Source organism: Methylosinus sp. KRF6, assembly GCF_018887255.1.
In the GTDB taxonomy this organism is placed as follows: Bacteria; Pseudomonadota; Alphaproteobacteria; order Rhizobiales; family Beijerinckiaceae; genus Methylosinus; species Methylosinus sporium.
This window is the reverse complement of the sequence record NZ_JAHLJF010000001.1, coordinates 3,124,943-3,136,207: the sequence shown is the minus strand read 5'-3', so window position 1 is coordinate 3,136,207 and position 11,265 is coordinate 3,124,943. Positions and strand designations below refer to the sequence as shown.

Annotated in this window: 11 protein-coding genes; 10 read left to right on the top strand and 1 reads right to left on the bottom strand. The window is 64.6% G+C overall.

What is annotated here, in order from left to right:
• Positions 1 to 64 precede the first annotated feature (64 nt).
• The 9 genes from KP010_RS14840 (at position 65) to KP010_RS14800 (ending at position 9,951) form a co-directional block, all read left to right on the top strand.
• Positions 65 to 259 carry a hypothetical protein gene (locus tag KP010_RS14840; protein ID WP_142864508.1) on the top strand — a complete coding sequence of 65 codons (195 nt, stop codon included), beginning with the start codon at positions 65 to 67 and terminating at the stop codon, positions 257 to 259.
• A gap of 119 nt (positions 260 to 378) precedes the next feature.
• Positions 379 to 465: a K(+)-transporting ATPase subunit F gene (gene kdpF / locus KP010_RS23360; protein ID WP_108916053.1), complete on the top strand. Its 87-nt coding sequence runs from the start codon at positions 379 to 381 to the stop codon at positions 463 to 465.
• A gap of 36 nt (positions 466 to 501) precedes the next feature.
• Positions 502 to 2,211 carry a potassium-transporting ATPase subunit KdpA gene (kdpA, locus tag KP010_RS14830; protein WP_142864507.1) on the top strand — a complete coding sequence of 570 codons (1,710 nt, stop codon included), beginning with the start codon at positions 502 to 504 and terminating at the stop codon, positions 2,209 to 2,211.
• Positions 2,212 to 2,225: 14 nt separating this feature from the next.
• On the top strand, positions 2,226 to 4,337 hold the full coding sequence (kdpB, locus tag KP010_RS14825; RefSeq protein ID WP_216281016.1) for a potassium-transporting ATPase subunit KdpB: 2,112 nt from the start codon (positions 2,226 to 2,228) through the stop codon (positions 4,335 to 4,337).
• Between the two features lie 10 nt (positions 4,338 to 4,347).
• On the top strand, positions 4,348 to 4,965 hold the full coding sequence (gene kdpC, locus KP010_RS14820) for a potassium-transporting ATPase subunit KdpC (protein WP_142864505.1): 618 nt from the start codon (positions 4,348 to 4,350) through the stop codon (positions 4,963 to 4,965).
• 65 nt (positions 4,966 to 5,030) lie between these two features.
• Entirely contained in the window at positions 5,031 to 6,305 is a 1,275-nt protein-coding gene (gene purD / locus KP010_RS14815; RefSeq protein ID WP_142864504.1) for a phosphoribosylamine--glycine ligase, read from the top strand.
• A 28-nt stretch (positions 6,306 to 6,333) separates the two neighbouring features.
• Positions 6,334 to 7,143, top strand: coding sequence for a class I SAM-dependent methyltransferase (locus KP010_RS14810; protein ID WP_216281015.1), 810 nt, complete (start codon positions 6,334 to 6,336; stop codon positions 7,141 to 7,143).
• A gap of 26 nt (positions 7,144 to 7,169) precedes the next feature.
• A complete protein-coding gene (locus KP010_RS14805) occupies positions 7,170 to 7,583 on the top strand; it encodes a hypothetical protein (RefSeq protein ID WP_142864503.1) in 414 nt (137 codons plus the stop codon).
• A gap of 73 nt (positions 7,584 to 7,656) precedes the next feature.
• A complete protein-coding gene (locus KP010_RS14800; protein ID WP_253203640.1) occupies positions 7,657 to 9,951 on the top strand; it encodes a TonB-dependent receptor in 2,295 nt (764 codons plus the stop codon).
• A 57-nt stretch (positions 9,952 to 10,008) separates the two neighbouring features.
• On the opposite strand, the gene KP010_RS14795 is transcribed toward KP010_RS14800, so the two are convergent.
• Entirely contained in the window at positions 10,009 to 10,506 is a 498-nt protein-coding gene (locus KP010_RS14795; RefSeq protein WP_216281014.1) for a PaaI family thioesterase, read from the bottom strand.
• An 86-nt stretch (positions 10,507 to 10,592) separates the two neighbouring features.
• On the opposite strand from KP010_RS14795, the gene KP010_RS14790 reads away from it, so the two are divergent.
• Positions 10,593 to 11,093 carry a helix-turn-helix domain-containing protein gene (locus tag KP010_RS14790; protein WP_142864501.1) on the top strand — a complete coding sequence of 167 codons (501 nt, stop codon included), beginning with the start codon at positions 10,593 to 10,595 and terminating at the stop codon, positions 11,091 to 11,093.
• The last annotated feature ends 172 nt before the right edge of the window (positions 11,094 to 11,265 follow it).

Here is an 11,265-nt window from a genome sequence, read left to right as displayed (position 1 = left end):
GAATGGCTCCCTTACGGCTCTTCTGCGCATGTTTCGCGCCGTCGACCCTTCAGGAGAGGCGAAAATGTTCCAAATCATCGGCGCGGCGATCGCCGCCATGGCGCTCGTCGCGGCCTATGCCGCGGCTTGGCGCATCTATCGAACGGCATGGGTGCGAAAGGCCACGGACCCGCTCGATGTGACGGGCGCGCTCACGCGCTTTCTCCGCGCCCGCCATCGCCGCCGCCTGAAGGCGCGCTTCGCCAGCGCGCGCAGATAAAAATTTAAACAAGGAGCCGATCCATGCTCGACCTCGTCTATCTTTGCCTCAGCGCCATCTTCTTTGCGCTGATGGGAGCCTATGCGCGTTTCTGCGGAAGATTGTGAAAGGACCAGCTCATGTTCGAACCCGCGCTCGGCCTGAGCGTCGCCGTCCTGCTCGGCGCCTATCTTCTCTACACGCTTCTTCATCCTGAAAAGTTCTGACGCTATTCGTCCGGCCTTTTTGCAAAGGACTCCGAAATGAACGCCATAGGTCTGGCGCAAATCGCGATCGTGCTCGCGGCCGTGATGGCCGCGGCCGTTCCGCTCGGCGCCCATGTCGCGCGCGTGCTCACCGGCCAGCGCAATCTCCTCTCGCCGATCCTCTCGCCCATCGAAAGGCTTTTCTACAAATTGTCGGGCGTCGATCCCGCGCGCGAGCAGAGCTGGCTCTCCTATACGATCGCCATGCTCGTCTTCAGCGTCGCCGGCTTCGGCTCGCTCTATGCGTTGCAACGATTCCAGCATCTTCTGCCGCTCGATCCGCAAGGCTTCGATCCCGTCCCGGCCGATCTCGCCTTCAACACCGCGATTAGCTTCGTCACCAATACGAATTGGCAGAATTACGCCGGCGAAACGACGATGAGTCATCTCACGCAAATGCTCGGGCTCACCGTGCATAATTTTCTCTCCGCCGCGACCGGCCTCGCAATGGCCTTCGCGCTCGCCCGCGGCTTCGCCCGCGCAGAATCGCCGACGGTCGGCAATTTCTGGGTCGATCTCACACGCTCCACCCTCTATCTGCTGTTGCCGCTCGCGATCGTCTTCGCGCTCGTTCTCGTCGCGCTCGGCGTTCCGCAGACGCTCCTCGGCTCCGTCGAAGCGACGACATTGGAGGGCGCGAAGCAGATCATCGCCATCGGCCCGGTGGCGAGCCAGGAGGCGATCAAGGAGCTCGGAACCAATGGCGGCGGCTTCTTCAACGCCAATTCCGCGCATCCTTTCGAGAGTCCCGACGCGATCACCAATTCGCTCGAGATCTTCGCGCTGCTCGTCATCCCCTTCTCGCTCGCTTTCGCCTTCGGCCGCATCGTCGGCGATATTCGCCAGGGCCGCGCGATCGCGATCACGATGATGATCGTGCTCGTCGTCGGCGTTCTCGTCGCCTATTGGGCGGAGGCCGGCGGCAATCCGCTGCTCACCGAAATCGGCGTCGATGCTGCGCCCGGCAATATGGAGGGCAAGGAAGTGCGTTTCGGCGTCGCCACCAGCGCGCTCTTCGCCGCGGCGACGACCGGCACCAGCACGGGCGCCGTGAATTCCATGCATGATTCCTTCATGCCGCTCGGTGGGCTCGTGCCTTTGTTCAACATGCTGATGGGCTCGATCGCGCCCGGCGGCGTCGGCGCGGGACTCTATGGCTTCCTCGTTCTCGTCGTCATAGCGGTCTTCGTCGCCGGCCTGATGGTCGGCCGCACGCCGGAATATCTCGGCAAGAAGATCGAGACGCGCGAGATGAAGCTCGCAATGCTCGCCGTGCTCGTCTATCCGCTCTGCGTGCTCGGCTTTTCGGCGGCCTCCGTTCTGGTGAAGACCGGCCTCGACAGTCTCAACAACGCCGGCCCGCACGGACTATCCGAGATCCTCTACGCCTTCGCCTCGACGACCGACAATAATGGCTCGGCCTTCGCCGGACTCTCCGGCAACACGCTCTGGTACAATACGACGCTGGGCCTCGCCATGGCCTTCGGCCGCTTCGCCTATGTGATTCCGGTGCTCGCCATCGCCGGCGCGCTCGCCGAGAAGAAACGGGCGCCGGCGTCGAGCGGAACCTTCCCGACGCATGGCCCGCTCTTCGTCGGCCTGCTGATCGGCGTCATCGTCATCCTCTATCTGCTGCAATATTTCCCTGCGCTCGCGCTCGGCCCCATCGTCGAGCATCTGCTGCTGCAGTCCGGCAAGCTCTTCTGAACGGAGTTCGCGCAATGTCTTCGAAAGTTTCGGCTCCCGGCCTCTTCGACGGGACCATTCTGCGCCGCGCGGCGATCGACGCTTTCTACAAGCTCGATCCGCGCAGGCTGGCGCGCAATCCGGTGATCTTCGTCACCGAAATCGTCTCCGCAGTGGTGACGATTCTCTTCATCCGCGATCTCGTCACCAAGGACGGCGACGCGCTCTTCTCGGGCCAGATCACGGCCTGGCTGTGGTTCACCGTGCTCTTCGCCAATTTCGCGGAAGCGGTGGCGGAAGGGCGCGGCAAGGCGCAGGCCGACGCGCTGCGCCGCACGCGCAGCGACGCCGAGGCGAAGCGCGTCAGAGGCGGCGCGACCGAGACCATTTCGGCGCTCGATCTGAAGATCGGCGACGTCGTCCTGGTCGAGGCCGGCGATCTCGTCCCCGGCGACGGCGAAGTGATCGAAGGCGTCGCCTCGGTCAATGAATCCGCCATCACCGGCGAATCGGCGCCGGTCATTCGCGAGGCCGGCGGCGATCGTTCTGCCGTCACCGGCGGCACGAGCGTTCTCTCCGATTGGATCAAGGTGAAGATCACCGCCGCGCCGGGCTCCACCTTCATCGATCGCATGATCGCGCTCGTCGAAGGCGCCGAACGGCAGAAGACGCCGAACGAGCTCGCTCTGTCGATACTTCTCTCCGGGCTGACGATCATCTTCCTCATCGTCTGCGTGACGCTGTGGCCGCTCGCCGATTATTCGGGGACCCGGCTGTCGCTCACAGTGCTGGCGGCGCTGCTCGTCTGCCTCATTCCGACGACGATCGGCGGCCTGTTGTCGGCGATCGGCATCGCCGGGATGGATCGGCTCATCCGCTTCAATGTCATCGCTACATCCGGCCGCGCGGTGGAAGCGGCGGGCGATGTCGACACTCTGCTGCTCGACAAGACCGGCACCATCACTTTCGGCAATCGCATGGCGGATGAATTCATCGCCGTCGGCGGCGTCGGCGAGCATGAGCTCGCCGAGGCGACGCTGCTCGCCTCGCTCGCCGACGAGACGCCGGAAGGCCGCTCCATCGTCGCTCTGGCGCTGCGCCGCTATGGCCTCACGGCGCCGGAGGTCGGCAGCGACCTTCGCGTCGTTCCCTTCACCGCGCATACGCGCATGTCGGGCGTCGATCTGCCGGGCCGCGCGCTGCGCAAGGGCGCCGTCGACGCGATTCTCGCGCAGAGCGAAACGTGTAGCCTGCGCGAAGCGCCTGCGGATGCGCGCATGAGCGGCGGCGGCGCGGAAATTCTGGAGCGCGCCGGACATGCGAGGCTCGCCGCGCCGGAGGATTTTTCCCGCGCGGTGGAGCGCATCTCGCGCGCCGGCGGCACGCCGCTCGCCGTCAGCGAGAATGGGCGTCTGCTCGGAGTCGTGCATTTGAAGGACATCGTCAAGCCCGACATAAAGGCGCGCTTCGCAGCGCTGCGCGCCGTGGGCATAAAGACGGTGATGGTGACCGGCGACAATCCGATCACTGCGGCCGCCATCGCCTCGGAGGCCGGCGTCGATGATTTCATCGCGCAGGCGACGCCCGAGGACAAGCTCACCTATATTCGCCGTGAGCAGCAGGGCGGGCGCCTCATCGCAATGTGCGGCGACGGCACCAATGACGCGCCGGCGCTGGCGCAAGCCGATGTCGGCGTCGCCATGCAGACCGGCACGCAGGCGGCGCGCGAAGCCGGCAATATGGTCGATCTCGACAGCGATCCGACCAAGCTCATCGAGATCGTCGCCATCGGCAAACAATTGCTGATGACGCGCGGCTCGTTGACGACATTCTCGATCGCCAATGATGTCGCCAAATATTTCGCCATCATTCCGGCGCTGTTCGTGATCGCCTATCCAGAGCTCGGCGCGCTCAATGTGATGAAGCTCGCCTCGCCGCAATCGGCGATATTGTCGGCGGTGGTGTTCAACGCGCTCATCATCATCGCGCTCATCCCGCTCGCGCTGAAGGGCGTCGCCTATCGGCCCGTCGGCGCGGCGGCGCTGCTGCGGCGCAATCTGCTGATCTATGGTCTCGGCGGCGTCGTCATTCCCTTCATCGGCATAAAGATCATCGATCTCATCGTCACCGCTCTGCATCTCGTGTGAGGAAGCGCCCATGATCTCGCATCTTCGACCGGCGATCGTGATGATCGTCCTCTTCACCCTTCTCACCGGCCTCGCCTATCCGCTGGCGATCACCGGCATTGCGCAGCTCGCTTTTCGCGAGCGCGCCAATGGCAGCCTGATCGAGCGCGATGGAATCGTCGTAGGCTCCTCGCTGATCGGGCAGAATTTCGCGTCCGAGCGCTATTTCCACGGCCGCCCTTCGGCGACCACGGCGCCGGACCCGAATGATTCGAGCAAGACCATCGACGCTCCCTTTAACGCCGCCAATTCGGGCGGCTCCAATCTCGGCCCGACCTCGAAAAAGCTCGTCGATCGCGTCAACGCCGCGATAGAGGCGGAATTTTCGGCGGGACGCATAGACGTCGTCGCGGCCGACGCCGTCACCACCTCCGCCTCCGGTCTCGATCCGCATATTTCGCCGCGCTTCGCTCTGGCTCAGGCGGCGGCGGTGGCGGCGGCGCGCGGAATGCCGGAGGCGCAGGTGCGCGCCCTCGTCGAGACAAAAGTCGAACCGCGGCTCGCGGGCGTCATCGGCGAGCCGCGCGTGAATGTGCTGGCGCTCAATCTGGCGCTGGACGCGCTGGCGCGAGCGCAGGCGGCGCGGTGAGCCCTCTTCCGTCCGAAGGCGCGAAGCCCTATTGAAGGGAGGACTCACTTAAGCCGGATCGAAGAATGAATGTTCTGCTCATTGGCTCGGGCGGCCGCGAACATGCGATCGCCCGAGCGCTCTCCAAAAGCGCTCTGCTCTCGCGGCTCTACGCCGCGCCCGGCAATCCCGGCGTCGCCGAGGTCGCGGAGCTGGCGCGGCTCGATGTTTCCGATCACGCCGCCGTGGCCGGCTTTTGCGCGGAAAAGAACATAGAGCTCGTCGTGGTGGGGCCGGAGCAGCCGCTGGTCGAGGGCCTCGCCGATTCGCTGCGCGCGAAGGGCGTCGCGGTTTTCGGCCCTTCGAAAGCGGCCGCGCGACTCGAGGGCTCGAAGGGTTTCGTCAAGGATATCTGCCGGGCGAATGCGATTCCGACCGCCGATTACGAGCGCTTCGCCAATGAGGAGAAGGCGCTCGCCTATCTGCGCGAGAAGGGCGCGCCCATTGTGGTGAAGGCCGACGGCCTCGCCGCCGGCAAGGGGGTGGTCGTCGCCGAGACGCTCGAGGAGGCGGAGCAGGCGGTCGCCGACATGTTCGCCGGCGCCTTCGGCAAATCCGGCGCGGAAGTCGTCATCGAAGAAAAGCTCGAGGGCGAGGAGGCCTCCTTTTTCGTGCTCTGCGACGGGACCCATGCGCTGCCCTTCGCTTCGGCGCAGGATCACAAGCGCGTCGGCGACGGCGACAGAGGGCCGAACACGGGCGGAATGGGCGCCTATTCGCCGGCGCCTTGCTTCACGCCGGAAATCGAAGCGCGCGTGATGCGCGAAATCGTGGCGCCGACATTGCGCGCCATGCGCGAGATGGGCGCGCCGTTTCAGGGCGTGCTCTTCGTCGGGCTGATGCTGACGAAAGACGGGCCGAAGCTCATCGAGTTCAATGTGCGCTTCGGCGATCCCGAAACGCAGGTCTTGCTGCCGCGGCTCGAGGACGATCTGCTCGAGCTGATGCTCGCCTGCGCGCGCGGCGCGCTGCCCGAGCGAAAGATCCGCTTTTCGCCGCAGACCGCGCTCGCTGTGGTTCTGGCCGCGAAAAACTATCCGGGAACGCCGCTGACCGGCACGGAAATAAAGGGCCTCGAGCGCGCCGGCGAAATCGCGGGCGTCATCGTCACCCATGCCGGCACGCGGCAGGAGGGCGACAAGCTCGTCGCCGCCGGCGGGCGCGCGCTCAATGTCGCCGCGCTCGGCGCGACTGTGCGCGACGCGCAGGCGCTGGCCTATCGAGGCGTCGATGCGATAGACTGGCCGGACGGATTTTGTCGCCGCGACATAGGCTGGCGCGCGATCGAACGGGAAAGATAGAACGAGAACCTGTTTGCGGGGAGGCCACATGGACAAGATCGCGCCCAATCTCACCGGCGTGCCGGAGACCATGTTGTGGACGCTGCACAATCGCGCCGGCGAGGCGCTGCGCGAAGACGGCCTGCTGCGTGACGAGAAGCTCGTCGAAATCTATCGCGCGCTCGATTATGATTATGAGGCGAGCTTCGGCGCGGCGCAGCCCTCACACGCCAATCGCGCTCTCGTCTTCGACAATGCGCTGCGCGCCTTTTTGGCGGCGTATCCAGACGGTGTGATCGTCAATCTCGGCGAAGGATTGGAGACGCACAGATTTCGCATCGCCGACACGGGCGAAGCGCTGTGGATCACCGTCGATCTGCCGGAATCGATCGCCATTCGCGAGCGCTTCATAGAGCCCGACGCGCGCCATCGCCATGTGTCGCTGAGCGCGCTCGATCGCCGCTGGTTCGACGAGGTCCCGCCGGGCCGGCCCGTCTTCATCACGGCGCAGGGGCTGTTCATGTATCTTCCGCCGGAGGAGACCGCAGAGCTGATACGCGACATGGCGCGCCGCTTTCCGAAGGCGAGCCTGCTATTCGACCATGTTCCGCGCTGGCTCTCCAAAGCGACGCTGAAAGGTCATGCGCTCACGCCGAATTTCACCATACCGCCCATGCCCTGGGGAATAGATCGCAGCGAGATCGAGCCGACATTGCGAAGCTGGGCGGCGATCGAAACGGTTGAGATTTTCGATTACCGCGTCTATCGCGGGTGGCGCGGGCGCCTTTTCGGATGGCTGTCACGCCTAGCCTTCATTCGCGAGCGCGTCCCGGCGATCACGCGCGTGACCTTCGCCTGACGAGCGGCGCGCCGAAGACTTGACAGTTGCCGGCCGCTGCCGATTATGCCGCCATGATGATGCGGCGGAGACGATTCAGCAAAGAGCCATTCGGCGCGCTCTCGCGCATCGTCGCGATCTTGTCGGTGCTTCTGGGACTGACGATGAACGCCGGGCCCGCGCACACGGTCCCGGCCGACGAGGCTTCGCTCACCGCGACGACGCAGAACATCTGCGCGACTCATCGCGGCGGCCATGAGCGCGAAAGCTCCGGCTGCTGCTGCCTGCAGGCGACGGCTCGGCGCGATGCGACGGTCTTTGTCGCGATACTGCTCGGCGTCGTCCATTTCGCATGTCCCGAAGCGCCGTCTTTCGCCGCGCGATCCACGACGGCGAGCCGCGCAGGCGTCGCTCTGCCGACGACACCCTGGCTGTCGCGAGCGCCGCCCCTTTTCTCCTGATCGGCCCGATGCGGCTTTCCCGCTCCGTTCTTTGATCTGCGCGCGCGATCCTGCCGCGCCAGGAGAAACTCTCATGATTCGCACTGCTCTTTCGCGCGGCGTCTCCGCCGGCGCGCTCCTCGTCGCGTCTCTTTCCTCCGCCATGGCGCAAGAGGCGCTTCCCTCCATCGACATCGCCGCCGAAGACGCGCCCTCCGCGCGGGACAAAAATATCTCGGCGCCGGGATTTTCTCCCGAGAAGAAAGCGCTGCCCGTCTATCGCGATCCGACCGGCCAGACCTTCACCACGGTGAAGCGCGAGGACTTCAAGGCCTCGCCGCTCGTCACCATCGGCGATCTCGTCCAATACAGCCCCGGCGTCTCCTTCAAGCAGGGCAATGGGCCGCGCGACATGACTCTGTCGATTCGCGGCTCCGGCGCGCGCATCGGCGGGGCGATGCGCAATATCGTCCTGCTCGAGGACGGCTTCACCATGACGCAGCCGGACGGATTCTCGCGCACCGATTCGACCGATCCGCACGCCTATGCGGGCGTCGACGTCTATCGCGGCCCCTCCTCCGCCCTGTTCGGCAATTGGGCCAATGGCGGCGCCATCAATTTCCGCACCCGCACGGGCGCCGAGATCGACGGCGTGGAGACGGGCCATGAAGCCGGCAGCTTCGGCTATCTCACCAATTATACGACGATCGGCAAGAAATACGGCGATTTCGACATCGCCCTCTTCGCCAGCGACGCACGCGGCGAAGGCTCGACGACGCATACGGAATTCAACACGCAGACGGTGAATCTGAAGGCGAGCTACGAGGCGACCCCGACCGATCGCTTCACCTTCAAATGGGTCCACAATCAGCTCTACGGCAATGTGCCGGCGCGCATGTCGCTCAACCAATTCTATTTCAACCCCTATCAGCGCGGCTGTTACGGGCTGCCGACGCCCTCCACCGCCTTCAGCCGCAGCCTCTGCGGACAGACGGCGGTGTTCCTCAACGGAACCAATGGCGCGACGGCGCAAGTCTCGGCGCTGCAATCGGGCTGGCATCGCAACGACCGGCGCGACATGCTGGGCCTGCGCTGGGAGCACGACATCGACGCACAGACGGTGCTACGCACGCAGTTCATCTATGACGACAAGGATTTCTATCAGCCGATCGACACGCCTGTCACTTATGGCGACGCGCCCTCGATCAATATTTCCACCGACCTCACCCATCACGGCGCGCTGCAGGGCCGTGAGCTGACCAGCAATTTCGCCGCCTGGTACAATCACACGCGCTTCACCACCTACTCGCAGAATCTGCTCGGCTGGGGCAATGGCGATCTCGGGCCATTGCTCACCAACAAGCAGGAGATCATGCATTCCAATCTCGGCGGCCGTTTCCGCGAGGAGCTCGAGCTCGCGCCGGATGTGACGGGCGTGATCGCTCTCGCCACGGAAATGAGCAAGGTCGCGGCGCTGTCCTCTTCCGTCTCCTATCCCTCCGGCGCGCTGACCACCGTGCCGGCCAATCGCACCTTCTGGAATTTCGCGCCGGAAGCCTCGGTGACCTGGCGGCCCGATCGCGAGTGGAAATTCTATGCGCGCGCCTCGAGCGGCTATGGAACGCCGCAATATGGCTTCCTCTTCGTCAATCAGCAGGGGCTCGACGGCAATAACACAAATCTCAAATCGCAGCGCAATTCGGGCTTCGACGCCGGCTTCGACTGGACGCCGACGGAGACGCTGAAAGTCACGCTCAACGGCTTCTACGAATGGTATCAGAACGAGATGCTGACACAGTCGCCGGGCAATGGCCTCAAGAACTACACCTATAATGCGCCGGGCTCTGTCCATCGCGGCGCGGAGTTCCTGCTCGACTGGCGGCCGATCGACGGCTGGCGACTGCTCGCCAATTACTCCTACAATAATCAGATTTTCACGAGCTTCGTCGAGCAGCGTGGGCCGAGCTCGTTTTTCGACCGCGCGGGCTATAAGATTCCCGGCGTCGCTCCGCATGAGCTGACGACGCGCATCGGCTACGACATTCCGCAGGGCGACTTCAAAGGCGTCGGCGCCTATCTCGAATATGTGCTGAAGAGCTCCTATTTCATCGACAATGGCAATCAGCTCACCATACCGGGCTATGGCCTCGTCAATCTCAACCTGCATTACGATCGCGACGTATCGATCGGCTTCCTGAAGAACATCTCCGCCTTCGTCGAGGTGCGCAATGTGTTCGACAGGACTTACGTCGCCTCGGCGACGGTGATCGCCAATTCGCTCACCTCGGGATTTCAAAATCCCGGCTTCGTGCTCGCGCAAAATTCGACCGGCTCGATTTATTCCGGCCAGCCGCGTGCGATACAGGGCGGCGTGAAGTTCAAATTCTGAGGCGAGGATCGCCGCTATTCTCCCCCGCCGAAGGCGCGGGAGAATAGCGCGACGTCGTCATCCGTTCGGCTCGCGGTCGGCGGCGAAGATCATGCAGCTCGTCGTCGCATGGGCGAGCAGGCGCCGCCGCGCGTCATAGAGCCGCGCTTCCGCGGTCGCGACGCTGCGGCCTCTGTGCAGCACATTTCCCTCGGCGTGAATGTCGACGCCGGCCGTGATCGCGCGGGTGAAGTTCACCTTGAACTCCAGCGTCGTATAGAGCTGGCCCGGCGGCAGCGTCGTATGCACGGCGCAGCCCATCGTCGAATCCAGCAGCGCGGCGATATAGCCTCCATGAACCGTTCCCAGCGGATTGTAGTGGCGCTCGTCCGGCGTCGCCGCGAAGACCACCCGCCCATCCTCTATCTCCACGGGGCGGAAGCCGAAAAAGAGCAATATGGGCGGAACCGGCAGGGCGGCTTCGCCCATGGCCCGGACGACGTCCAGCCCGCTCATCGAGCGCAGGCGCTCCAGCGGCAAGGCGCCGCCGACATGAATCCTCGTTTGATCCGACATGAGGCGCTCTCCCCTCTATAGTCGCGCGTGAAACTGCGTCTTATATTTAGTTTCGTCAAGAGACCAAACAGGGCCCGAGCGAGACGATGCGAAACGAGCAATTCCCGGATCAGGCCTGTTCCGTGGCGCGGGCGCTGGAGATCGTCGGCGAATGGTGGACGCTGCTCCTCATCCGCGAGGCTTTTCTCGGAACGCGACGCTTCGGCGAGTTCGAGCGCAATCTCGGCGTCGCCAAAAATGTGCTGAGCGAGCGGCTGTCCAAGCTCGTCGCCTGTGGCGTACTCGAACGCGTCGACGTTCCGGGGCGCGGCAATCCGCGCGATTACCGTCTGACCGAGAAGGGCCGCGACCTGTTTCCGGTTCTGGTGGCGCTGATGCAATGGGGCGACCGCTGGGCGGCGCCGGCGGGGCCTCCGCTGCGGCTGCTGGAGCGGTCGACGGGCGAGGAGATCGCGGCGCTGTGCGTGAGGGGCGCCAGCGGCGCGGCGCTCGCCCCGCAGGAGGTGAGAATCGCCCCCGGTCCCGGCGCGGATGAGAAAATCCGCCGGCGCCTGGCCGACGCGGCTTCGGAAATACTCCCGAGATGACGGCGGCTCCGGCCGCCGCTATCCTCGCCATGGCGCCGTCGATGCGCCGGCGGGCGGGCCGAGACGAACGAGGGTTGAACCCTCGGCCGGTTTCGTGTGAATGCTCTCCACTCTCACCTGGATCGCCGGCTCGATGATGCGCAGCTTTTTCAATGTCGCGCCCGGCGCCGCC

Excerpts from the sequence above, each read along its gene's own strand:
- kdpA (WP_142864507.1), top strand. The coding sequence starts at position 502 with ATGAACGCCATAGGTCTGGCGCAAATCGCGATCGTGCTCGCGGCCGTG.
- purD (WP_142864504.1), top strand. The coding sequence starts at position 5,031 with ATGAATGTTCTGCTCATTGGCTCGGGCGGCCGCGAACATGCGATCGCC.
- KP010_RS14800 (WP_253203640.1), top strand. The coding sequence starts at position 7,657 with ATGATTCGCACTGCTCTTTCGCGCGGCGTCTCCGCCGGCGCGCTCCTC.
- kdpC (WP_142864505.1), top strand. The coding sequence starts at position 4,348 with ATGATCTCGCATCTTCGACCGGCGATCGTGATGATCGTCCTCTTCACC.
- KP010_RS14840 (WP_142864508.1), top strand. The coding sequence starts at position 65 with ATGTTCCAAATCATCGGCGCGGCGATCGCCGCCATGGCGCTCGTCGCG.
- KP010_RS14810 (WP_216281015.1), top strand. The coding sequence starts at position 6,334 with ATGGACAAGATCGCGCCCAATCTCACCGGCGTGCCGGAGACCATGTTG.
- KP010_RS14795 (WP_216281014.1), bottom strand. The coding sequence starts at position 10,506 with ATGTCGGATCAAACGAGGATTCATGTCGGCGGCGCCTTGCCGCTGGAG.
- kdpB (WP_216281016.1), top strand. The coding sequence starts at position 2,226 with ATGTCTTCGAAAGTTTCGGCTCCCGGCCTCTTCGACGGGACCATTCTG.
- KP010_RS14790 (WP_142864501.1), top strand. The coding sequence starts at position 10,593 with ATGCGAAACGAGCAATTCCCGGATCAGGCCTGTTCCGTGGCGCGGGCG.
- kdpF (WP_108916053.1), top strand. The coding sequence starts at position 379 with ATGTTCGAACCCGCGCTCGGCCTGAGCGTCGCCGTCCTGCTCGGCGCC.